Source organism: Kordia jejudonensis (assembly GCF_001005315.1).
GTDB classification, from domain to species: domain Bacteria; phylum Bacteroidota; class Bacteroidia; order Flavobacteriales; family Flavobacteriaceae; genus Kordia; species Kordia jejudonensis.
Genome location: NZ_LBMG01000011.1, coordinates 1 through 25,031, shown reverse-complemented (window position 1 = coordinate 25,031; position 25,031 = coordinate 1). Strand labels below are relative to the sequence as shown.

The following is a 25,031-nucleotide window of genomic DNA, read 5'->3' as shown; positions in this document are numbered from 1 at the left end:
AATGACCAGATTAGATACTATATACACAGAATTACTTGTAATGGCGCAACAAATGAGTCGTGAAGACATTTGGATGGAAGGCAAACTAGAAATCCGTGTTAATTCAGGAAGAGTCTACGAAGAAGGAGATATGGTAGATGCTAATTTACTATTAGAAAGTATCGAAAAAGCAGGAACATATTTTCTTTTTTCATGTCTTTGTGGCTCGCCTCAATGTAGCGGTTGGGAACAAGGAGTAGAAGTAATTCATGAAGAAGATATAATTGTGTGGAATCTGTTAGATCATGACAAAATTTATCGGTTTGATCGTAAAAGTATTGAAGGAGATCTAAAAGAAGCAAAGAAAGAAGTTGAAATATATAAGGCGTACTTTGCTGAAAAAGGCATCAAGTATGTTGGTTTTGGCTTTAATGAAAATTTTACGATAGATGAATAGTTTCCTCAAAGAATATAAAGACCATTTAGGATTATTGGTGTTGTGGTTGCTTATCATTGCAATCATTAATCCTGCTGGAGATTTCCCATTGAATGACGATTGGTGTTACGGGAAATCAGTCAAAACCTTGGTGGAAGAAGGCTATTTGAAATTGTACAATTGGGGCGAAATGACGTTGGTGGGACATGTGTATTGGGGCTATGTATTCACTAAAATCTTTGGTTTTTCCTTTACAGTTTTGCGTTGGTCAACCTTAGTCATGGGATTTGCTACACTCATCGGAATTTACGAACTCTGTAAACTCGCAAATATTTCACGTTGGATCACCTTAATTGGTGTATTGTTATGTATGATGAATCCGATATTCTTATCCTTATCATTTTCGTTCATGACCGATGTGCCTTTTTATTGTGTCACCATTTGGGCGTTTTATTTCTTCGCGAAAGCGTTACAAACAGACAAATGGCAACCTTTACTGTTAGCCGTCGTTTTTTGTTATTGGATGTTTCTCATTCGGCAATTGGCTTGGATTTTCCCCGTAGTTTGGTTCATTACAATCATAATAGTCAAAAAGCGCACACGTGTACATTTGATAAAAGCTGTTTTTCCATTACTCGCGTTATTGATGTTTTCATTACTATTCTCCTACATAATGGAAGCGAATGATTTGTTACAAGATCGGTACAACACCAAGTTCAATTTGATGTTAGATACCATCATTCATGTAGATACGGGAATCTTTCTAAATTCCGTTTCGTATTTCTTTAGATCAATGGCGTATATAGGATTTTTATTAGTGCCAATACACTTGCTATATTTCAATCGATACACATTTAAAGGCTATAAAATATCCGCGATTATTTGGACAGTATTGGTGACGTATTTTTTAATAAGAACAGGAAGAGAAATTCCAAGTTTAGATAATATTTGGATCGATTTCGGAGTAGGACCAACAACATTAGCAGATCATGCAGGAAACTTTACCACAAGTCCTGATCCGAGAGCGCCAAAATTACTTTGGCAAATTATTACAGCGATCGGAGTTTTTTCTAGTGTAACGTTGATGTTTCACATAAAAAGATTGATTTTTTCGGTATTGAAAAGGAAAAATGTATCTTCCATCGTAGTGTTTGCATTTGTATTTTCAGTAGTCTATCTCACGCCATTTTTAATTGTGGGTGTCTATGATAGATATTTACTGCCATTGTTTCCAATAATAATTGTGTTTTTAGGAACAAATGCAGCTGTAAAAGTGCCCAAAAAGGTATATCAATATCTTACGTATACCTGTATCGGAATATTTACTTTATTTTCAGTCTGCGCAGTACACGATCATTTATCTTGGAATCGTCTGCGTTGGAATGTATTAAACGAATTGACCGAAACCATTCCTAAAAATCAAATACAAGGAGGCGTAGAATATGTTACATGGAATTTCTTTTCAGAAGATCAAGAAAAATGGTGGGAAAACGTGACACCTGTCTACACCTTAGTTTTTAAACCTGCGGAAGATCAAAAAGTGCTTCAAGAATATACATATTCTCGTTGGTTGCCAGGAAAAGGTGTAATGTATTTGGTAACAAATTAACAGTTTTAATTAGATGTACAAACGTAAGTTACTTCAAATCAATTTTATCAAACAAAAAATTACCAATCAGTTCATGTGCTTTTGGATTGATGTGTAAATCTTCATCCCAATATAACTTCTCAGTTGAGTCAAGCAATGCAGGTGTCAAATCGTGATATTCAATCTGTTGTTTTTGAAGGAAATCAATCAACATTGCTGTCAATTCTTTATTGGTATCCATGGTTTCTGTATCAAGATTGAATAGGGTTTGAATTTTGTCATAAAACGCAGGTTTTACTTCTGCTCTTGAAGGTAATAAAGTAACAATAAGTCGAATATTTTCCTGTTTGCACAACGCTATAATTTCCAAAAGATATTTCTGAGCAATAGTCATCGTACGCTCTTTTTCACTAGGAAACGATTCATAATATAGCAATTGTTCTATACCTTGTATATACGGGAATTCTTGTGCTGCGGAAGATTGAAACTTTCTGCGAACGCTCATTCGCATACTTTTATAAATATTCGAAAAGCTCGTGCGGTCGTCTTCGTAAAGAGCACATTCGCGAAAATCATTTCCTGTAAAAACATTAATGACAAATACGTCAGGTTGTAAATAGGCATACTTCTTTAAAAAACCGTGGTAATTACGAAACGTATAATATCCAACGCCACCATTGATACAATTATAATAAGTCGTTGTATCTTTTGCATTGAGCTGTGTTTCCCAGACATTGATAAAAGATTCTGTATTGTGTTTCAAAACGCCGTCCGTATGCGAATCGCCTGTTACAAGGACACGAAGTTCATTTTGTTTCTTGGCCAAGACATCATCATCATCTCGGAAACCTAAATTATTTGTGCGTCGTTCCGTAGATATTTTTTGTTCTGGTGTTCCCCAATTATCGTAAATGTGAATATTGGGTTTATGAATAAAAAGCGCTGTAGAATCTGGAATGTAATATTGTGCCTGAAATTCGCTTGTAAACTTAAAAAAGGTAGTAATTCGATTGTATTGTACAAAATATAAAATCACGGATAAGATAAACAACAATCCACACAATACAAGTAAATTGATTCCAATAAGGCGTTTATATTTCATAAAATTCCATTTCGTACAAAGGAACAAAAAATAAAAAAAGCACACAAAAATCCATTTTGATGTTTCAATATTTTCAGTACATTTAGCGTGCAAATACGAAAACCAACCCATGATTTTTGATTATTCAAAAAGAAAAGCCACTTTAACTGACGATATACAAAGTTATCAATCCGCGGCGCCGTATCCACATATTATTTTAGACGATTGTTTAACGTCGGAAGCAGCCGAAAAAGCATTGGCAGTTTTTCCTAAAATTAAAGATGAAGGTTGGATTCATTATGTACATGTAAATGAAAAAAAACACGGACTGAATAAGCTAGAATTGATTCCTGAATTTATTCGCGATGGCGTTATCAAAGAGTTGAATTCGCCCGAATTTATTCGCTATTTGGAACAATTGACAGGAATTTCTAACCTTTTGCCTGATACTACCATTGAAGGTGGCGGAATTCATCAAAGTGAAAATGGCGGATATTTGAATATTCATGCTGACTTTACCGTGCATCCACACAAAAAAACATGGCGACGTCGTGTAAATGTATTGGTATATCTCAATAAAAACTGGCAAACTTCTTATGGTGGCGATTTAGAATTATGGGAAAAAGATATGTCGAAATGTGCGGTAAAAATCGCGCCAATTTTTAATCGAATTGTCATATTTAACACCGATGAAGATTCGTATCACGGCTTTCCCGATCCGATAACTTGTCCAGCAGATACAACTCGAAAATCAATTGCTTTGTATTATTTTACAGAAGAAAAAACAGGTTCGTTCAAACGACGATCCACCAATTATCGTGCGCGTCCAAATGATGGATTCAAGTCGGTTTTAATTTGGTTAGATAAAAAACTCATTGCTATTTACACATGGATTAAAGGTACGTTTGGTATCAATGATGACTTTATTAGTAAAGTGTTGAATTTCTTTAGAAGAAAAAAATAGTATGCTTTCATTTTACACTAATAGAAGCAAAGTACAATCAATAGTTAACGTTTGTTTGAAAATTTCCAGTGCAACTTATATACAATCAGTACAACCCATTGCGTAATGCATACGCTAAGTAACACACCAAAAAGTTCGTACGTTTCAATAAGAAGTAAAATAAAGCTTACACACACCAAAAAACCTAAAAAGGCAATATAAATAACGGTACGTTCTTGATGACTTTTCATAAGTTCCATGATATTTAAGGTGTAAAAATAACAAGGCAAAGCAATCAATCCGCCAAGAATATAGTGTTCATAGCTAAATCCTAATTCGACAAAATTTTCCATGATCCACCAAATGAAGAATCCGCCAAAAATGGTAAGTGGTAACGAAACTGCATAGAGTTTGTATTTTATTTTGCGAACGACTGTGTCGGAAACGCGATACACATGTTTTGTAAACGGAATGGTAATATAAGCCGCTAATGCTTGTAACATTAAAAAAGCAGTAATCAATAATTGATATTCGGCTAACTGTGATTTTTCTAAGTAGAAATCTACAGCATAAATATCTACTTTTGAAAGTAGCCAGCCACTCAGTCCAAGAATAAAAAATGGCAATCCGGCTTTAAATTCTTGGATAGAAATTTTTATAGAAAAAGGTGCATTCCAAAGTTTTAGTTTGCTGCTAAGTACAATTAATTTTACCAAAACTGAAACGACATACAGTTGTAAAAAAGTCTCAAGATGAAACGTTTCAACATAAAAAATACTTCCAAAGATAATGGTAAAACCGATAATTTCCGCGATCAATTGTGCGCCAAACTTTTGATGATATACCACTAATGTGCTCAACGATGCGTACATAAAAATTAGTACAATCAGTGCAATTGTCCAAATGGCTATTTGTACAGGAAAAAATACAAATAATAGTAAAGAAAAAGGCAGTAGCAAACAACGTGAAAAGAAGTTGCTAAAAAAAGCATGATACATTTTTGAGGGTGCTTCACTATACTTTCGAAGCAAATAATCACGATTTCCCCAGCCAAAAAGGAAGCAAATAAAAAATACCCAAATCATCACGTTGATCAAACTTGCCCAATCTGATTTCCCGAAAATTTTTACACCAAATACGACAATCAAAAAGTTGAAAGCAGGACTTGCAAATCCTTGAATTGTGTTTACACCTATAGTAATCAATTTACGCATGATACAAAGATAAATATGCGTTGATGGTTTCAGTTTCTGTACTCAATGTTATGCGTTCTTTCTGTTCGTTTTCACGAGAAAACACTATTTCACAAGCTTCAATCAATTCAGCTTTCTGATTACATACAGACCAATGTTTGGAGGCTTTTGCCAAGCCTACGTTGTACGATACAATGTGCATTCCTGAGTATAATGCTTCTAAAAATACAAATCCAAACGATTCGTACAAGCTTGTATGCAATAAGATTTTTGATGTTGCCATTTTTTGAAAAACATCCGTTCGCGGTAGCTTTCCAAGAAGTGAAATTGTATTTTCTAACTGTAAATTCTGAATCTTAGTTTTGAGTTCTTTTTGCAATGCGCCATCGCCAATAATAGCAACGTTGAGGTTTTTATACGTTTTTGTTAAAGAAGAAATAACATCGATGAAATCTTCGTAATTCTTAATCGTATTTAGCGAACCGACACCCAAAATATCAATGGTATTTTCTTGTAAAGCTGGAAATTCGGTAACGTCCAAATGCCAAGGAATAATAGTAGCATTTAAACCGTACGTTTTTTTCAAAGCTACTTTGTGATTCTCTGAAAGCGTTACAATTGTTGCTTTCGAATGCATCAAATAATTAGCAAATGTATTTTTTACAACAGCATCTTGTCCCATAACAGTCACTATATGATTGCTATTGTATTTGTCTGCAAATTGCTGTCCAATTCGTGCGCATTCGCCAATCCAAAAACTATGAATCGTATCAATTTTCTGTTTTGCGTGAAGTTTTTGCAGTGTTTTTGCGGCTTTTTTCCAAGTCCACAATTTCTTCAAACGTTTATTTTGCCCGTTTAGCGGAATTATTTCTATGCCGTGCCAATCGTAACTTTTCTCTGTAAAAGGAAACTGAAACGAAAGTAGTGTCAGCTTTGCATGCGGCAATGCTTTTCGTATATTTTTGAGAAACACTTGCAACGCAGGAATTGTAGTAGAATCATTTTCTGACGCTGCAAAACCTGGTGTTAAAAATACGATATGTTTCCTTGTTTTTTTCATCTGTAATTCCCGCGTAGGCGGGAATCTGTTTTGTTATTTTAGATTCCTGCCTTCGTAGGAATGACATTCAGTTTATCATTTGTCATTCCGCACTTGTTGCGGAATCTATTTTCTGGTTTTATTTTTTATTTTGGATTTCAGCTTTCGCAGGAATGACATTCAGTTTCTCTTCTGTCATTCCGCACTTGTTGCGGAATCTATTTTCTGTTTGTTATTATTTGAGTTATACTTCCTCTTTTATGCTAGGATTTAGATTCCTACCTTCGCAGGAATGACATTCAGTTTTTCATTTGTCATTCCGCACCTGTTGCGGAATCCATTTCTATAATTGTTGTTATTTTTTTTATGATTTCACTTCCATATTAATATTTAGATTCTTGCCTTCGCAGGAATGACATCTAGTTTCTCATTTGTCATTCCGCATTTATTGCGGAATCTATTTTCAGCTTATTATTATTTGAGTTATACTTCCTCTTTTATGCTAGGATTTAGATTCCTGCCATCGCAGGAATGACATTCAGTTTCTCTTCTGTCATTCCGCACTTGTTGCGGAATCCATTTTCTGCTTGTTATTATTTGAGTTATACTTCCTCTTTTATGCTAGGATTTAGATTTCTGCCTTCACAGGAATGACATTCAGTTTCTCATTTGTCATTCCGCACTTGTTGCGGAATCCATGTCTATTGACCAATCCAAAGCTAAATCATTCCAGTCAGGATTTTTTTCTTCAATTAAATTTATTTTCCATTGTCGTTTCCATTTCTTCAATTTTTTCTCTCTTGCTATTGCCTCATCCACAAATTGAAATATTTCAAAATATACGAGTTTTGTCAAATTATACTTTTTAGAAAACCCTTCAACTAATTTATACTTATGTTCAAATATTCTTCTTTCTAAATTGTTAGAAATACCAATGTATAATGTTCCGTTCTTTTTGTTAGAAAGAATATACACATAATATTGATGAATTGTTTTGTACATATGTTTACTTGTGGATTCCTGCCTTCGCAGGAATGACATCTAGTTTCTCATTTGTCATTCCGCATTTATTGCGGAATCCATTTTCAGCTTATTATTTTTTGTTTTCACTTCCAGACTGAAATTTAGATTCCTGCCTTCGCAGGAATGACATTTAGTTTCTTATTTGTCATTCCGCACTTGTTGCGGAATCTACTTTCTGATTTTATTTTTTATTTCCACTCCATATTCGTAAACACCAAATCCGTTTCCTTAATCAACTCAGGTTTTTGTGCTAAATCATCAAAAGTAATGACTGTGCCATCACTTTTATAAATGTATGTATAGGTTTTCAAACTATCATATAAGTTGGTAATTTCTTTTCGAATTTTACGCTTATACAATGAAAATCCAAACGTGTTTTCCAATCGCATCAAGAGCTTATTCAAAAATACAGATGGAATGTTTTTGTGATACATATGCTCATTCAAAAAACTATAATGAAACGAAACATACAACGTAGGATAGTTTACTTTTTCCAACGCTTTTCCAATAGTTGGTAAAATTTTAAATTCGGCACCTTCCACGTCCATTTTGATAAAATCTACCTGCTGTATAGCTTCTTGTTCTAAAAAATCAGCTAAGGAAATTGTTTCCAATTCCAACGAATTTTCTGTATCACGTTTGCGTTCCAAAATACTACTCGATGAAGCTCCATAGGTTTCACGAGCAGACAAACGAACCGTTTCTTTGTGAGCAGAAATGGCAGTTTTGTACGTTTTTATTTTTTCAGCTACAGCTGGATTCAATTCTACATTTGTATTCAACTCACTAAAACACACAGGATCAGGATCAAGCGCATGTACTTCTTTGGCAGTTTTTGCAGCATATAAGGTTAATACGCCACTCCACGAACCAATATCTAACACAACTGAATTTTCATTGACGAATTTGTCAAAAATAGCAAATGTATGCGGTTCCCAATCAACGGAATTGATATAGCTCCAATAATGTTTGTTTTGTCCAGGATCAATCTGAAACGTATGATTTTTAAGCTGAATTTGCATCTAAAATGTATCTAAATCTGAATAGGTAAATATAAAATCTTTTAAATCGATTTCTGGATCAAAATCCAAATAACCAACCAACCACGATTCTTTTGGTTCGGTAATGGTTTGTAATTGTGTCGCCATTGTTGAAGTGGCATCTACTTGAAAAAGAAACTCTGTAATTCCTAAGAAAAATGCTTTTCGCTTCAGTTTTTTGATGGCTTTTTGTAACGCTTCCGCAGATGGAGCATAGAACATTCCAACATGAATAATGGCTTGAATCTTCAGCCAAAACACACAACCTTCAATTTCAATACAGTAATGACTTGTGAAACTATTTTTATAATCGATAAACTTTTCATCAAACTTCAATCGGAACTTTTCTTTGTGCTCAGAAGTCAGTTTGTCAATCGCTTCTTGCGAAACTTCTTGGTTGAAAAACACATTGTATATATTTGTCCAACGCAATTTATTCAACACTTTTCCAATCGGAAGTGTATTGACTTTGATGTGAAATCTTTGCAAATGTTTGTGTTCTTTCCAACCTAATTTTTTAGTGCTTCGATACGTATTTGCACTGTGAAAAGCATATACATATTTCATGTCGTGCTCTTTCATAATTTCATATGCAAATGTTGCCAATGCATTATGCAATCCTTTTCGTTGATGACTTGGCAATGTATACGAATCGCACGCATGTGCAACAAATATTTCACGATCGTTGTTCTTGAATTTTTGTGGAACGGCGCCATAAAACGCCACAGGAATTTCATCACAATAGGCAATGCTGCAAATGTAATTGACACCTACATACGAAGTATTATATTTATTCTGTAAATACTTAAGTGTGACTTTCTTTTTGAAGACTTTCCAAAACAATTCTTTAATTGCAGGAAAATCATTATTGTCCACACGTTTGAGACGATAAATTTCTTTGTATAGCATATATTTTCTAAAAGTAAGAACCTTTTAACAAACATGCCAATTGTTGCTCCATAGAAATGTACGGATTCATGACAAAACGAGGTTGAGATGCTTCGTTTTTAACATCTTCTTTTGTATTGTAATCAACCAATAATAAGCGTTTAAAACCTATTGCTAAGCAATAATCTACCAATTCCTGATTGTAATAGCCAAATGGAAATGCAAACTCTGTAATTGGTTGTTGGCAAATTTTTTCAAGGGTTTCTTTACTGTGTAAAATTTCTTTTTTAGCTTCTTCTAGCGGAATATCAACCAAACTTGCGTGTGTTTCGCTATGAGCGCCAATGGTAAATAACGGATTGTCTGCAATTTCTTTGATTTGTTTGGCATTCATCAACATCCAATAATCTTCGTGTTTTAGTGGTGGTAAGGCTTCCCAGTCTTCTTTGAAAATTTCATAGATCATTTTTAAAACATCGTATGGTAGTGCTTTGGCAACATTTTTCATGGAAATTCCATTCCAAATAAATTCATTTCGATCATTTTTTTGATACAAATTTCGTTCTAAAATGACTTCTTCTTTATCTGTATGATACGAAACTAAATCAAGAAAATCTGCCCATAAATACGGTGCTTTTTCATGAATGGTTGTAATGTAAAAACATGCAGGAACGTTGTATTTTTCTAAAATTGGAACAGCATATTTGTAATTATTCAAATAGCCATCGTCAAATGTTAAGGCAATATTGAGTGTGCCTTTTTTGAATTTCTTCTGATAGAAATCATCCAAAGAAATCACATTATAATGTGTGGTAATGTACTTGATGAATTCTTCAAAGAAAGCTTTTGAGATAAATCGGCTATTGTATTTGGTTTCGCCAACTTCATCAATTCCATGATACACCAAAATGCGTTCGCCATAGCGATCTTTCAACAACAATTTCCCAAATCCAAGTTTGAACAGAACCGTTTTGTAGAGTAATCCTAATCGATATTTAATACGCATCCAAAGCATACTTCTTCTTTATTTGTTAATGATGTCATATTGAGCGCAGTCGAGATCCATTTTTGTTATTTTTTATCCTGAATTTGATATAACTTCCAACCTTCAGGATGCGTTTCTAGTATTTTTAAACTATAATTCTGATCAATGAATTCCCAGTTTTGCATCGGTGTTTTATCTTTCCATTGTACTTCATAACGCGCTGGATCAAACAAAATTAAATCGTTTACTTGAAAGTTTTCGTAACGTTCTAAAAACATATTTTTATACTCAAAATTCAAACCGCGACCTTGCATTGCCAAATCTACATCAAAACTATATAAGGTGTTGCCTTCATAGGTTTTTATCATTGTTGCCAGTTCTTTTTCAACAATCGTACGTTCATATATGCGTTTGAAAGTCATGGTAAAAAATACCAATTGCAACACCACACAAGCTATTCCGATTGGAATATAGAAACGTTTGATGCGTTTGAGTTGCATCAATTTTACAAAAGAAGGAAACAAGAAAATTAAAATTAACGGAAATACCAATCCTAGAATACGTGGATTTTGAAACGGAATTCCAGCCAAAAATAAAATATACAAACCACTACACGTAAGAAGTATTTTTTGATGAAAGCTAAAAAGCGATTTGTAATTTTTAAGTGCAATTACACTCAGAACACTTCCCAAAAAGATAAATCCTGGATGAAAAAACACATACAATGTATAGATCAAGTTGGGAAAGGTGTAACTCGTAGTACCATCTCCTGTGGTGAAACTCATTTTGAAATAATTTCCAACTGACCAAACTTTCAAAAAAGGATTCGATGTTGCTTCAAACAATGCGCCCCATTGAAAAGTAAGAAACGGAATTGATACGAGCATACTTACGATACTTGCAATGATAAACTGTGTGAATTTTTTGCGTTTCCAAATCAAATATAACGCATAGGTTATTATCGGAAAAGTGATGAATAATGAAGCATAGCGTGTCATCAATGCACACGTTGCAAATATGAAAATAGGAGCGAGGCTTGTATTTTTTTGATACGATTTAAAAAAGAAATAAAATGACAATACGACAAAAACCAGCGCTAGTGCGTCCGACATGACAAGTATGCCCATCTTTAACAAAAACGGACAAAAAGTGGCAAAAAGTAGTACATAAAAAAATCGAAATGGTGCTTTTGGATACAACAGTCGAATTGCTTTCAAAATATACAGACATGCTACAGAAAAACTCAAGCAACTAATCAGTTGTAACGCAAGCGCAGTTCCAAAAATAAAACCGACAATGCTACCTAATGTCGGGTATAAAACTGGCCAAAAATAATTTCCAGGATGTACACCATTTGAAAAATATGCTTGAATTGCATTTGTATAGCGCAAATATTCATAAGAATCTTGTCCATATAAACCGTCAAAACCAACAAGTCTCAATATGAATACAAAGAGAAGTGGTATGGAAAAAACCGTCAAGTTCTTGTAAAAAAAGGGCGTTAATTTAGAAGGTTTCAATATAGTTTTGTTTTGCGTATCTAAATATAGTTGTTAAATTGTCGTTCGTAAAAAAATAGGATTCTTTTTTACATTTTTTACCAAATTAAGCGATAAATCCATGATCAATTCTAAGAAAATAATTATTGTACTTCCTGCCTATAATGCTTCGGAAACGTTGCAAAAAACGTACAACGAAATTCCGTTCGATATTGTAGATGAAGTGGTTTTGGTAGACGATAATAGTACAGATGAAACCTTAGCAGTTGCTAAATCATTAGGGATTAAATATGTGATAAAGCATGATAAAAATAAAGGATATGGTGCGAATCAAAAAAGCTGTTATCAAAAAGCATTATCGTTAGATGGCGATATTGTAGTAATGTTGCATCCTGATTATCAATACACGCCCAAATTGATACATTCTATGGCATATTTGATTGCAAATGATGTGTATCCTGTTGTGATGGGATCAAGAATTTTGGGCAAAGGTGCGTTGCGCGGCGGCATGCCTATGTATAAGTACATTGCGAATCGTTTTTTGACATTATTTCAAAATATTGTAATTGGTCAAAAGTTATCCGAATACCATACAGGTTTCAGAGCTTTTTCTGCGGAAGTATTAAATTCGTTGCATTTGGAACACAATTCAGATGATTTTATTTTTGATAATCAAATGATTTGTCAAATTTTCAATAAAGGTTTTGAAATTGCCGAAATTACTTGTCCCACAACCTATTCAAGCGAAAGTTCATCAATCAATTTTCAACGAAGCGTAACGTATGGTTTGGGTGTTTTGAAGGTATCAATTCAGTATTATTTGCATAAAAAGAAACTAAAGTCATTTCAAATATTTAAATAGTCAGTATATTTATAACTAAAATTGCCCGTTTTGAAAAAGCATAAAATCTTATTATACAATCCAATAGCCGTGTTTTTTGACATGCCACTTGCTTTGCTTGCCATTGGTTCTGTGTTAGACCCTGAAAAATACGAAGTCATTATTGTAGATGGTCGAATTGATGAAAAACCGTTGGAAACTATTGAAAAACACATTGATGAAGCTTTGTGTTTTGGAACAACGGTGTTAACGGGAAGACCTATAAAAGATGCGCTAAACGTAACGCAGGCTGTAAAAAAGATGCGTCAAGATATTCCTATAATTTGGGGCGGATGGCATACTTCATTATTTCCAAAACAAACCTTGAAAGACGAAATTTGTATTGATGTGACGGCACAAGGACAAGGAGAAGATACATTTAAAGAATTGGTGGAAGCGTATGCTACTACTGGAGATGTTTCTGCTGTAAAAGGAATTTGTTACAGAAATGAAGAAGGCGAAATAATTAAAAATCCGCCACGTGTCATTGTTGCCATGGATACCTTTGCAGACATTAATTATGAGTTGATTGATGTAGAAAAATACTTTGAAAAGAAAGGAAGAAGACAACTTGATTATATTTCATCGACAGGTTGCTATTTTAGATGTACTTTTTGTGCAGATCCTTTTGTATATAATAGAAAATGGACGGCAATTTCGCCAGAAATTATGGTAAATAAACTGGCGGAACTTCATGAAAAATATCAGTTTACCGATTTGAATTTGCAAGACGAAACCTATTTCACGTATCGAGATCGTGTGATTGAAATTTCTGAACGCATGATTGAAAAAGGACTAAATATTACGTGGGCAGCTACGATGCGTGCCGATCAAGGTTCTAGAATGTCCGTGGAAGATTTTAAAATTTGTGCAAAATCAGGATTGCGTCGTTTGTTAATTGGAGTCGAATCTGGTTCGCAAGAAATGATGAATTGGCTCAAAAAAGATATCAAAGTTGAGCAAGTGTACATGTGTGCCGAACGTTGTAAAGATTTAGGGATTGCTGTACAGTTTCCGTTTATTGTTGGTTTCCCAGAAGAAACGGACAAAAGTATTGAAGAAACGGTAAAAGTTGCGCTCGATTTGAATAGCATGCATCCAAATTTTCACACACCAATTTTTTACTTTAAACCCTATCCAGGAACGACCATTACAGATAATGTAGTGAAAGAAGGTTATAAATTGCCTGAAACCGTTCATGAATGGTCAGATTTTGACTTTGTAGGTTCGTCAGGACCTTGGGTGAGTAAAGAAAAGTACGATTTCTTTGAAAAATTTAAATTCTACCTAAAATTCGCCTATTCGAATCAAAAGTGGATATACAAACCATTACAACTGATTGCAAGATGGCGTTGCAAGCGAAAATATTTTAAAGCGCCAGTTGAAAAGAAAATTGTAGATACCTTCTTTAAGAAACAACAGTTAGCGTAATTCGGATACGCTTTGCTTTTGGATTGCTTTGCTTTTGGATTGCTTTGCTTTTGGGTCGCTTTGCTTTTGGAACGCTTCGCTTTTGGATTGCTTTGCTTTTGGGTTGCTTCGCTCTTGGAACGCTTTGCTTTTGGCTCGTTTTACTTTTGGGTTGCTTTGCTTTTGGAATGCTTTGCTTTTGGAACGCTTTGCTTTTGGGTTGCTTTGCTAGTTAGATAGACTTTTGTCATTCCTGCGCAGGCAGGAATCCACAGATAAATCATTTTATTTCAAAACTATTCCAATACTTTGCGCAATGCTTCTGAAAGTTGTTCCGCAGTCAATTTAGCTCCAGATTCATTAAAATGAAAATCATCATAAAAAGATTCTGTAGTTTTTGGCAATTGTAAATCGATACAAGCAATATTTTGTTGTTTGCAAATTTCTTTTAAACGTTCATTAAATACTTCCATACCTTCGTAAAGTGCTGGTGTACTGTAAAATGCTTCGTTATTCTCAAATCCGCTTGTAATCATTAATTCCTCATATTTTGGTTCTAAATCTGGTCGCCACATAGTTGCTTGCGTCACAAAAACGAGTCTAATATTTTTAGCTTTTGCTTGTTCAATAAGATCAAGAATATTTTTCTCATAGTGAGCTAAACCAGCTTCTAAATTTGGCAATTCGGATACAATTTTTGACTTCTTTTTTAACGCTCTGATATCTAAAGATGTTTGCGTTAAGTAATCTTTATGTTTAAAATAAAACGTAATATTTTGTTTGGCCCTTGATGCTAACTGATATAAAGTCAGTCGTTTGTAAAATGGCAGATGATCATTTGGAACATGCTGAAAAGCAAAGCGTTTCAAGTTGTTTTCAGGAAGATGCAAATAGCGATCTGGAGAAATTAGATATCCAACAAAATCATTCACACCTAACATCACTACTACCGTTTTTGCATCACTCAATTGCGGTTTGTCAAGCGTATACTTAAACTGTAATGCATGATGACTGCTATTGTTTCCAGGTCTTCCAAAATTTCCAACCCAATAGGAATCGCCCAATTCCTTTTCCAGCAATGCTGGCCAGGTTTTTTCTTGTGTCAGCGCAAAACATGCCGTCGTACTTCCACCAAAGACAACAATTTTATGATTGGCATCTTCGTAATTAGAAATAGAACGCGCGCCCAATTCGTCAAAAGAAACTTCTGAATCTTGTTGAATTCCTGTGATTTCATCTGGATTGATTTTCCAAGTAAATCCTGAGTTTGGTGTATTTACATAGTAATTGGTTGGCACCACTTCAAGTAGTGACAATATAATTTCAGCAATAATCAATAGGATGATTGTAAAAATGCTGTAATATTTTAATTTTTTAACGAAGCTTTTACGTGCCATTGGTTACTTTTTTATAAATCGATACCAAGAAAAAGGAGACTCTTTTTTACCTAAAATCTTGTGAATAATATTTCGTTTGTATGTGTATAAGATGTCAAAATCTGCGACTAATTTTTTATCATGATGTACATAATTTTTAGTCATTTCAGGAACTCCAATTGATTCATAATATTCCTGTGTCCGTTGTTTGGCTGCAGGAATTTCATCTGTTGCATAAAAAGGACTGTCAATAATATGAATTTCGCCATTTGGTGTTAAAAAAGAGGTTAAAAGTGTCATTAACTCTTTAAAATCTTTAAAATATTGAATCGCGCCATTGAGTGTAATGATGTCAAATTTGGCTTCAAACATATCGGAAACGTTGAAAATATCAGCATACACAAAATGAAGATTTTTAGTTTTAAAAATACGCGCGGCTTGTTCCAATTCATCACGATTTACATCTAAACCAATAACTTCGTTTTTAGAAGAAACTTCTGCAATTTTATTAGAAAACCAGCCATTTCCACAACCGATTGTCAACATATGTAACGTTTCAGTTTTTTTACTTATATAGGATAAAAAACGTTCGGTAGATTTGATACGATATGGCCATTCATCACGTTCCAAATAAGGTAATTTTCGAACTTCTGGATCTGTTAAAATTCGTTGTTCTTTTTCGCGCACAGCGAGATAATACTGAGAAAAACCAGCATCTTCGGGCGTTAAATAATATACATTTTGTTGTTGGGTAATGCGGCTAAAATCTAATCTCATTTGTAAATTTTCATTCCAGTTTGAGCTAGAATTGATTTTGTTTTTAGTTTTACAGATGCCAGCAAGCTACGATTTTTTCCTTTAAGTTTTTCCTTATTATAATTTACTTCATTCACAATATGACGCACTGCAAAATCATAAAATTTGCGAGAATATGTACGTTTAAAATCAATTTCACGATCTGTTGACGTATTCCATGCTGGTTGTACCGTAATTTTGTCTTCAATTTCATTGTACAAAGATGTTCCCTTAATTGGATACGCAACAGTAATGGTAAAATGTGTCGGATTTGCCGCTTTTAGATATTGAATGGTTTCGCTGATGTCTTGTTCGTCTTCGCCAGGATAACCCACCATGATAAATGTTCCCGTTTCCATGCCAAGTTCATTGGTTTTTTGAATGGCAGTTTTAACGACATCTACATCTACACGACGATCCATAGCGTCAATTATTTTTTGTGAACCACTTTCGGCGCCAATCCAAATGCGATAACAACCTGCTTCCTTTAGTAATTGCAAAATATGATCGTTCAAGCGTTCAGCGCGTGTAATGCATTCAAACGGAATTATCGCATCTTGCTTTATAACTTCTTCATGAAAAAGTTCAATCCATTTGTGACTTACACTAAATACATCGTCTACAAACCAAATACTATCAGGATTGTAGGTTTCCTTCAACATTTTTAACTCTTCGGCAACCATATTTGGCGGACGTCTTCTATAACTTTGTCCATAAACAGCCGTACTACACCATTTGCATGTATACGGGCAACCGCGCTGCGTACTTACCGTCATAGAACTTTGGCCGTGATGTGTTTTCCATGTTTCCAAGTATTTCTCTACAGGAATTGCAGCTCTGTTTGGCAACGGCAATTCTTTGAGACTTTTCATGCGCATTCGCGGTGGCGTTTTAACCACTTCATCATTTTCCAGATATGCAATTCCATGGATTTCGGTAAAATCATCTTTGTTTACAATTGCTTTGTAGAGTTCTAAGGTAGTTTGTTCGCCTTCGCCAATAATTAAAAAATCGGCACCAATATTGAGGTAATTTTCTAGATTATAAGTAATATCGGGTCCGCCCAAAATTATCTTTGGAAAACCATAAAGCGCGTCATTTTTTAAAATTTCAATCAGTTTGACAACATTAATTTTTGTCATCAAATTGGTGTAAATAGCAACCGCTTTTGGTTGTTTTTCTTCAATAAATCGCAACTGCGCTTCTTTGGAATAAAATGTAGCATCGTACACATGATTTTCTACTTTATGTTCATTCAAATAGGCAGAAATATACAACAAACCCAACGGCGCATATGGACGCATGATGCTTTGTTCTTTCACATCTTCAAAAAGGTAATAAGTATGTGTGAGAATGATGCTCATTGGTTGTTACTGGTTTCAGGTTATTTTAGTATTCCAACTTCTATCTACATATGTGATAAACTTGTTGATTTGTTTACCTAAAATTATGTATGATTCCAACATAGGATTCAGTTCATTTTTTTTATTATGAATTTCTGCTATGCAATGTAAATGATTTATGGTTTCGTCACAAGAAGCCTGTGCATAAACCAAGAATTTAATAAAATCAGCTTTATATCTATTTCTGCCATAACCTTCCACAATATTTGCTGTGATTGATTTAGAAGACCTTCTTACTTGACTGCCTTGTTCATATAATTCATATTTAGGCAATGACAATGAAATTTCATGAACTTGTAAGCTTAAATTGAAAGCTTTTTTATAAATATCTAAGTCTTGATAACTTTTTTTCTCCATAATAATTTACATCTCAAATATACTAACCAAAGAGGACAAACTAATAACCAAAAACAAGAAAATAGCTTATTTAGAATACAAAAGTTTTACGATTTATAAGTTTTGCAAAAAAAAATACAACTTAACCAGAAACCAGAAACCAGAAACCAGAAACCAGAAACCAGAAACCAGAAACCAGAAACCAGAAACCAACACTACCCTTTCTTTTCTAAAATAATTAAAAAATGATCAGCGTACTTCGCTAAGGAAGAAGCTGTCAAAATTGAATCGAATCCTTTGAAAATAGGCAACATCGGAAATTTAGCTAGAAACGATTGTTCTAAATAAGATGGCGGAATCGTCACACCAATCGGTTTTACTTTAGTAGTGATAAAAAAATCAGTTGCTAAAGCAGCAATATCTTTCGGATTGTAATACCAAGTTTCTACACCAACGCCATCAACATTGGCAACTACACTTTCGGTTGTATTTCGTCTGGTAGCTTTTGTTTTATCGCCTTTTAAGGTGAAATACAAACGTTCCCATAAACAATTTTTTGGCATTAATACAATGGCTAATTTTCCGTTTGGTTGTAATAAATCAGCGGCGGTTTGAAAAAATGTTTTCAATTGCGCTTGTGATAAACAATTGATACCACCAAAGTCTGAAAAAATAAAATCGAACTTTTTAGCAAATGTATCTTTTGTAATGGTTGTAATATCTTGAACTTTAAACTGTAAATTTTTCGAATGTGGTTTTGCTTTTGCAACTTCAATCATTCCCGAAGAAATATCGGTAGCAATTACATCGTGATTTAGTTTTGCAAATTCAATTGCATCAGCGCCTGTGCCACAATTTAATTCTAAAATAGATAGGTTTTTACCTTGTTTTATGATCGAATTTATATGCCTAAAGACAAGTTTTCGTTGTGCTTTTCCAATATTTGAATACGTGAAAATATCATCGTATTGTGGTGCAGCTATATCAAAATCACTATGCATGGGTATTCTCCATATTTTTTAATTGCAACTTATCTACAAACGCGGAAGGAATATAATATCCTAACAAAATCATGGAGCGTAACTCTGATTTTGAAATTGAAAACGGATTTTTAAAGAATTTTTTAAAGTTCTGGACTGCTTGACTTTTCCGAAATTCTTTGTGAACGTAGCGTTGTAGTTTTCTGTAAAATTGTGTGTTGTACGTACCTTTAAACATCATTGCCAAATCGTCGGAATCTGTCCAATTTGCTTTTAATTGTAAGTCATCTTTGACTTTATCGTAAAATTTAGTTCCTGGAAGCGGATACGAAACAGAAACTCCAATATTATCAGGAACCAACTCTTTAATCATGTCAATTGTTTTTTGAATGTCTTCTTTCGTTTCTTCCAAATAACCAAACTGAATAAAAAACGCTACACGCACATTTTTTTGTTTCAATAAGCGTGTCGCTTCATAAATTTGTTCCACTTTCGTTTCTTTATCCATGGCATCCAAAATGGCTTGCGAACCACTTTCAGCACCAACCCAAACTTCTTCCAATCCACTTTCAGCTAAAGCTTCTATGGTATCTTCTTTTAATAACAAATCAACGCGACTTTGTATGTAATAGGAAATGGAAAGTTGTGCAGATTTGAGTTCTTTGTTAAAATTCTGAACCCAATTTGGCTTTAAGCCAAAAATATCATCACACATCCAAAAACGATTCACATTATATGTGTCACTCAAATATTTAATGTGTTTTGTAATGTATTCGGGCGAATGCGAGTTGTAGCGATTTCCATAAATTGGCTTTGCGCACCAATTACATTTAAACGGACAACCACGCGTTGTTGCCATATTTAGGGTAAATTCATTGCCACCATTTTCCCAAATTTTTCGATAGGGTTCAATGTCAATTAAATCCCAAGCTGGCATTGGCAATTCGTCCAAATTACGCAATACAGGATGTTTTGGATTCTTGACAAATTCGCCATCTTTTTCAAAAACCAATCCTTTTATTTTTGAAGTATCTTCATTGTTGGATAAAGCATCTACCAATTCTTTTAAAGAGATTTCGCCTTCTCCTTGAATGACAAAATCAGCGCCAGCAGCCAAATATTTTTCATAATGATCTGTAGAATCTGAGCTACAAATAATGACATGACAATCTAGATTTTTGGCAATTTTAATCATTTCAAAAGCGGCTTCACGCATCGTCGTCAAGCACATTTTTGTCAAGTAATTAAAGCCATCATCGTAAATTACAAATGTATTTGGCTTTTTTTCTTCCAAATAAGGTTGAATAGTTTTTGGATCATCCAAAAGATTGGCGTCAAATACACCAACAGTATATCCGTTTTCACGCAAATAAGAAGCGGCATACAATGTTCCTAAAGGCGGATAAGGTGTTTGATTTTTCCATTGTTTGGCATCAAACTTATAATAATACGAGTGTGAAAAAACAACATCAAGCATGCTTTTCGGGATATTTCAAATTGTACTGTTTTATAACTTCATCGTAACGCTCGTTCAGTCGTGTAATTACCTTGTTTTGATAGTTTTGCGGATGATGTTTAGATACATGTCTTGTTGATTTCATGGCAATATTAAAATCTTCTTGCGCTAAGTGTTTAAATTTACTTCGCCACTTTTTGATTGTAAGTTTTTGTAGATATTGATCTATTTTTAATCCAAAAGCACCATTACATATGTTTTGAATCAGCTTAGAGAAACCACTTTTTTCAGTGTCTCTAATCGTACTCATTTTAGGAGCTGGTTTGTTTGGAAAATATGGAGTAGCCCATTGATTATTAACCAAGAAATCTTTAAATGTATCTTTTCCATACAATGGAATGAGTGTAGCAATCTCAGTGGCAGTAAACAAGTTTTGTTCTGAAATTTCTAGTTGATCTGTGCTGATAAAATAGTTGACACAAAAGTATTTTTTAGAGTTTAGTAAAAATATCTTTTTGTACAAAACGAGTAAGGTTCTAGCGATCCACAAACGATTTGGTTTTGTAATGATGAAAAAGTCAAAATCGCCCTCATCATCGTAAAAACCTTTTGACAAAGCACCAGATAAACAAACCGCTTTTACGTATGGGAATTTGGCAATTTTTCTAGAAACTTTTACCGCTTTGGGCATAATGTTTCTTGCCATTTCGTTTCCTTTCAACCTGCGTTCTATACGATCAGGATTATTTACATCAATATAAAAACCATCAAAATTATAAATGACACCTTTTTCCAATAGCAAATCAATTTCACTATCAATCTCCTTTTGATTCGTGTTATCCGAAAATTGAAAAATTTCAGTTCGGGTCAACGGATATTTAAAGAGGGAAAAATATAATATGGTTTTTAAGGCACTCACAATTTATTGTTTTCATTCCAAATGTAATTAAAATAATAGTTTCCTAACTACGTGTATCCAATAAAAAAAGGAAGTATTTCTATTTATTTTCTTTCTGAATAAGTGTTAATTTTTGTCAAAAATAGGCGCAATTTTACAAGGTTTATTACTTTTATAACAATCAATCAATCAAAAAACGACTAATGAAACTTTCCCTATGCACAATTATAGGCTTTTTTTGCTGTTTTTTTCTCGGATTTGCTCAAGAAACGACAAAATCTATCCCCAAACGAATATACACAACGAATACATTTACAGGCGAAGCACCCAAAATTGATGGAGTGTTAGATGACGCGAGTTGGAATGCAGTTGACTGGGCTACAGATTTTATTGAGAATAGACCAGACGAAAATACACCACCAACAGAACAAACGAAGTTTAAAATTATGTACGATGCGAAATTTTTATATGTAGCAGTTCGTGCCATTGATGCAAATCCTGATCAAATTGTAAAACGCTTGTCTCGTAGAGATGGTTTTGATGGCGATTGGGTTGAAATTAATATCGATAGTTACCATGATTTACGGACAGGATTTTCATTCACGGTAACCGCAGCTGGTGTAAAAGGAGACGAATTTATTTCAAATAATGGGAACAATTGGGACGGAAGCTGGAACCCAATTTGGTATACCAAAACAGCTATTGATAGTGAAGGTTGGACAGCGGAAATGAAAATTCCTTTGAGTCAATTACGCTTTGGAAAAAGCGAAGAACAAATTTGGGGCTTGCAAGTACAACGTCGTTTTTTTAGAAAAGAAGAACGCTCCACTTGGCAACGAATTCCATTAGATGCACCAGGTTGGGTAAGTGAATTTGGCGAATTGCACGGTTTGAAAAATATAAAACCACAAAAACAAGTTGAAATTCAGCCGTATGTAGTCACCCAATTAGATACGTATCCTGAGGAAGCTGGCAATCCGTTTCGTGACGGAAATGATTTTACATTGAATGGTGGATTGGATGGAAAAATTGGCGTGACCAACGATTTGACATTAGATTTTACTATTAATCCCGATTTTGGACAAGTAGAAGCAGATCCGGCAGCAATTGCATTGGATGGTTTTCAGATTTTCTTCCGAGAACAACGACCATTTTTTGTGGAAAATAAAAATATATTTGACTATCAATTTGCCAACGACCAAGACAATGTATTCTACTCACGACGCATTGGACGTAATCCGCAAGGCTTTCCAAATACAGCTTCACAAGAATTTGTAAATCAACCTCAAAATTCTACCATTTTAGGTGCTGCAAAATTTAGTGGAAAGACGAAAAACGGATGGTCTATTGGTGTGCTCGAAAGTGTTACAGGAAGAGAATTTGCCGAAATAGACAACAATGGAACACGCAGGCGAGAATTGGTAGAACCATTGACCAATTATTTTGTAGGACGCTTGCAAAAAGATTTTAACGAACGAAATACGTTCATTGGTGGAATTTTTACAGCGACCAATCGTCGATTGGAACCAAATTTAGATTTCCTGCACAGAGCTGCATATACAGGCGGATTAGATTTTACGCACAATTGGAAAGACCGAACGTATTATTTACAAGGAAACGTTGTGGCAAGTCATGTGCAAGGAAGCAAAGAAGCCATTGCGAGTACGCAAAACTCATTGACACATTTATTTCAACGTATTGATGCAGGTCACGTGAATGTTGATCCAAATAGAACCTCTTTAACAGGAACAGGAGGAAAGCTCGAATTTGGAAAAGCAGGTAGCGGAACGTGGCGTTATGACGCAGGACTTATATGGCGTTCGCCAGAATTAGAACTCAATGATATTGGATTTTTACGTCAGGCAGATTTAATTCGTCAGTATGCAAATATTAGATATCAAACTACAAAATCTTTTGGGAATTTTAGAGGTATTTCTGCGCGATTTTCACAATATACAACTTATGATTTTGAAGGAAACTTTAATCGAATTCAATACGAATTTAACACCAATTTTCGATTTTTAAATAACTGGTTTATTGATATCGGCGGCGCACACAAACCACGAATTTACATCAATACATTTTTGCGTGGTGGACCACGTTGGCGATTTTCACAAGAAAACTTTGGCTATGCATTTTTTGGCACTGACGAACGTAAAAAACTCCGAACCAGTTGGGGAATGGTGTATTCGAAAGCTAAACAAGACAATTTTACGTTCATTGAAGTAAGTGGCGATGTTACTTATCAACCAACGGATGCCATGCGAATTTCAATCAGTCCGCAGTACAATTACAATCCGAATAAAACACAATATGTAACACAAGCCGATACTAACGGAACTACACGTTATATTTTGGGAGATATTGACAATCAGACATTAAGTGCGGCAATTCGTTTCAATTATACGATCAATCCAAACTTGTCGATTCAATATTATGGACAGCCGTTTGTGTCAATTGGCCGTTATAAAGATTTTAAATACGTAACGAATTCCATTGCGGATGATTTAAATGATCGTTTTTATCAATATCAACCCAATGAAATTAGCTTTGATGCGGCTTCTGATTCCTACGCAATTGATGAAGATGCTGATGGAAATATAGATTATTCCATAGGAAATCCTGATTTTGCTTTTGTGCAGTTTCGATCTAATTTGGTGTTGCGTTGGGAATACATTCCTGGATCAGAATTATTCTTAGTATGGTCGCAAGGAACGACAGGTTTTGGAAACACGCGTGATCATTTATTGCGCAGTTTGGACAATCAAATTTTGGGACAACAACCTGAAAATATCTTTTTAATGAAGTTTACGTATCGATTTGTACTTTGATGAGTATTTTTTGTCATTCCTGCAAAGGCAGGAATCCACTATGTTCATAACTTACGCTTGTAAATAAATGATTTATTATTGAATTTTAATATTTAATTGGAAGAAGGTGCGATTAGGTAATTTTTTTATATTAATTTCGACTCGCATTTTGACAAAAAGATGCCATTACACATTAAACATTATTAAAAAATAGTATGAAAAAATTAGTATTACTTACCGTATTGAGTATTTTTTTAATCTCGTGTTCGTCAGATGACGATGCCGCAGCAGAAATTACGCTTACAGGAACTTGGAGAATGACTTCATTTGAAGTTGAAAACTCATATGACTTCAATGGCGATGGAACAGCAAGTAGAGATCTTATTTCTGAAACCAATTGCTACCAAAACGAAACTATTTTGATCAACGCAAACGGAACAGCTACTGCAACATCAACATCATATTTAGACGTAACAGCAGAGTTGGTTGTTGGGACAACAGATGAATTTACATATACATTAGACTGTGTAAATGAAACAGATATTTTTCTTCTAAATTGGTCGTCAAATGGAAGTTCTGTAACTTTTCAAGATGAATATGGAGACATAGTTAATGCTACATTTGATCTAAACAATCAGTTTTCATTTGTAATTCCACAAGGATTCGAAATCTTTTCTGACGGATTTAGTGTAGTAACTGAAGAAAATGTTAGAGTTGTATATACAAGACAATAAGCTATAATATTACCTGAAAGTTTATAAAAAAGCACTAGAAGTTTTAACTTTTAGTGCTTTTTTTAGTATATCTCTTTAAGGAGATTTATGGGTTGTAATTATATAGAGGTCAATTCTACAACTTTCTCTTCCAAAGCAATTAGAACGCTAAGCATATGATGTTTTATGTTATCATTTATAAAACGGATACATTGGATGCCATATTTTTCAAGCTGATTTTGTCGTTTCTGTAAAGGTTAAGTAATTCGTTGACACT

The 25,031-nt window shown here is 34.2% G+C and carries 22 protein-coding genes; 7 read left to right on the top strand and 15 right to left on the bottom strand.

Going from position 1 to position 25,031, the window contains the following annotated elements; all coding sequences use genetic code 11:
• Position 1: 1 nt before the first annotated feature.
• Complete coding sequence (locus AA089_RS07915; RefSeq protein WP_046756408.1) at positions 2-436, top strand: hypothetical protein; 435 nt, start codon at positions 2-4, stop codon at positions 434-436.
• Positions 429-2,024, top strand: coding sequence for a glycosyltransferase family 39 protein (locus tag AA089_RS07910; RefSeq protein WP_046756407.1), 1,596 nt, complete (start codon positions 429-431; stop codon positions 2,022-2,024). The genes AA089_RS07915 and AA089_RS07910 overlap by 8 nt, the downstream gene beginning before the upstream one ends.
• A 28-nt stretch (positions 2,025-2,052) precedes the next feature.
• Here the strand turns inward: AA089_RS07910 and AA089_RS07905 are convergent, their stop codons facing one another.
• Entirely contained in the window at positions 2,053-3,105 is a 1,053-nt protein-coding gene (locus tag AA089_RS07905) for an SGNH/GDSL hydrolase family protein (RefSeq protein ID WP_162200422.1), read from the bottom strand.
• Between the two features lie 109 nt (positions 3,106-3,214).
• On the opposite strand from AA089_RS07905, the gene AA089_RS07900 reads away from it, so the two are divergent.
• Positions 3,215-4,048, top strand: coding sequence for a 2OG-Fe(II) oxygenase (locus tag AA089_RS07900; RefSeq protein WP_046756405.1), 834 nt, complete (start codon positions 3,215-3,217; stop codon positions 4,046-4,048).
• A gap of 44 nt (positions 4,049-4,092) precedes the next feature.
• On the opposite strand, the gene AA089_RS07895 is transcribed toward AA089_RS07900, so the two are convergent.
• The 7 genes from AA089_RS07895 to AA089_RS07865 all read right to left on the bottom strand — a co-directional run bounded on the left by AA089_RS07895 (position 4,093) and on the right by AA089_RS07865 (position 11,718).
• A complete protein-coding gene (locus AA089_RS07895; protein WP_046756404.1) occupies positions 4,093-5,241 on the bottom strand; it encodes a lipopolysaccharide biosynthesis protein in 1,149 nt (382 codons plus the stop codon).
• Positions 5,234-6,283, bottom strand: a complete 1,050-nt coding sequence (locus tag AA089_RS07890) for a glycosyltransferase (protein ID WP_046756403.1) — start codon at positions 6,281-6,283, stop codon at positions 5,234-5,236. Before AA089_RS07890 ends, AA089_RS07895 begins: the two co-directional genes overlap by 8 nt.
• Before the next feature lie 651 nt (positions 6,284-6,934).
• Positions 6,935-7,264 carry a GIY-YIG nuclease family protein gene (locus AA089_RS07885; RefSeq protein WP_046756402.1) on the bottom strand — a complete coding sequence of 110 codons (330 nt, stop codon included), beginning with the start codon at positions 7,262-7,264 and terminating at the stop codon, positions 6,935-6,937.
• A gap of 209 nt (positions 7,265-7,473) precedes the next feature.
• Complete coding sequence (locus AA089_RS07880; protein ID WP_046756401.1) at positions 7,474-8,307, bottom strand: FkbM family methyltransferase; 834 nt, start codon at positions 8,305-8,307, stop codon at positions 7,474-7,476.
• Positions 8,308-9,234: a GNAT family N-acetyltransferase gene (locus AA089_RS07875; protein WP_046756400.1), complete on the bottom strand. Its 927-nt coding sequence runs from the start codon at positions 9,232-9,234 to the stop codon at positions 8,308-8,310.
• A 7-nt stretch (positions 9,235-9,241) separates the two neighbouring features.
• On the bottom strand, positions 9,242-10,219 hold the full coding sequence (locus AA089_RS07870; RefSeq protein ID WP_162200421.1) for a polysaccharide deacetylase family protein: 978 nt from the start codon (positions 10,217-10,219) through the stop codon (positions 9,242-9,244).
• Positions 10,220-10,284: 65 nt separating this feature from the next.
• Positions 10,285-11,718: an ArnT family glycosyltransferase gene (locus tag AA089_RS07865; protein ID WP_046756398.1), complete on the bottom strand. Its 1,434-nt coding sequence runs from the start codon at positions 11,716-11,718 to the stop codon at positions 10,285-10,287.
• A 100-nt stretch (positions 11,719-11,818) separates the two neighbouring features.
• On the opposite strand from AA089_RS07865, the gene AA089_RS07860 reads away from it, so the two are divergent.
• Together AA089_RS07860 and AA089_RS07855 are read left to right on the top strand one after the other, a co-directional pair.
• Entirely contained in the window at positions 11,819-12,559 is a 741-nt protein-coding gene (locus AA089_RS07860; protein ID WP_046756397.1) for a glycosyltransferase family 2 protein, read from the top strand.
• A gap of 30 nt (positions 12,560-12,589) precedes the next feature.
• Entirely contained in the window at positions 12,590-14,008 is a 1,419-nt protein-coding gene (locus AA089_RS07855; RefSeq protein ID WP_241479978.1) for a B12-binding domain-containing radical SAM protein, read from the top strand.
• A gap of 275 nt (positions 14,009-14,283) precedes the next feature.
• Here AA089_RS07855 and AA089_RS07845 read toward each other — a convergent pair whose 3' ends face one another.
• From AA089_RS07845 to AA089_RS07815, 7 genes are all read right to left on the bottom strand, one after another.
• The gene (locus AA089_RS07845; protein WP_046756394.1) at positions 14,284-15,384 is read right to left on the bottom strand and encodes an SGNH/GDSL hydrolase family protein; all 1,101 of its coding nucleotides are present in this window, start codon (positions 15,382-15,384) and stop codon (positions 14,284-14,286) included.
• 3 nt (positions 15,385-15,387) lie between these two features.
• A complete protein-coding gene (locus tag AA089_RS07840) occupies positions 15,388-16,140 on the bottom strand; it encodes a class I SAM-dependent methyltransferase (protein WP_053002272.1) in 753 nt (250 codons plus the stop codon).
• On the bottom strand, positions 16,137-17,522 hold the full coding sequence (locus AA089_RS07835) for a B12-binding domain-containing radical SAM protein (protein ID WP_046756393.1): 1,386 nt from the start codon (positions 17,520-17,522) through the stop codon (positions 16,137-16,139). The genes AA089_RS07840 and AA089_RS07835 overlap by 4 nt, the downstream gene beginning before the upstream one ends.
• Before the next feature lie 15 nt (positions 17,523-17,537).
• Positions 17,538-17,918 carry a four helix bundle protein gene (locus AA089_RS07830; protein ID WP_046756392.1) on the bottom strand — a complete coding sequence of 127 codons (381 nt, stop codon included), beginning with the start codon at positions 17,916-17,918 and terminating at the stop codon, positions 17,538-17,540.
• Positions 17,919-18,112: 194 nt separating this feature from the next.
• On the bottom strand, positions 18,113-18,898 hold the full coding sequence (locus AA089_RS07825; RefSeq protein ID WP_046756391.1) for a class I SAM-dependent methyltransferase: 786 nt from the start codon (positions 18,896-18,898) through the stop codon (positions 18,113-18,115).
• Positions 18,891-20,354 carry a B12-binding domain-containing radical SAM protein gene (locus tag AA089_RS07820; protein ID WP_046756390.1) on the bottom strand — a complete coding sequence of 488 codons (1,464 nt, stop codon included), beginning with the start codon at positions 20,352-20,354 and terminating at the stop codon, positions 18,891-18,893. Before AA089_RS07820 ends, AA089_RS07825 begins: the two co-directional genes overlap by 8 nt.
• A complete protein-coding gene (locus AA089_RS07815) occupies positions 20,347-21,252 on the bottom strand; it encodes a nucleotidyltransferase domain-containing protein (RefSeq protein WP_156168945.1) in 906 nt (301 codons plus the stop codon). Before AA089_RS07815 ends, AA089_RS07820 begins: the two co-directional genes overlap by 8 nt.
• A 182-nt stretch (positions 21,253-21,434) precedes the next feature.
• On the opposite strand from AA089_RS07815, the gene AA089_RS07810 reads away from it, so the two are divergent.
• Together AA089_RS07810 and AA089_RS07805 are read left to right on the top strand one after the other, a co-directional pair.
• Entirely contained in the window at positions 21,435-24,062 is a 2,628-nt protein-coding gene (locus AA089_RS07810) for a DUF5916 domain-containing protein (RefSeq protein ID WP_046756388.1), read from the top strand.
• A gap of 194 nt (positions 24,063-24,256) precedes the next feature.
• Positions 24,257-24,775: a hypothetical protein gene (locus tag AA089_RS07805; RefSeq protein WP_046756387.1), complete on the top strand. Its 519-nt coding sequence runs from the start codon at positions 24,257-24,259 to the stop codon at positions 24,773-24,775.
• Positions 24,776-25,031: the final 256 nt, after the last annotated feature.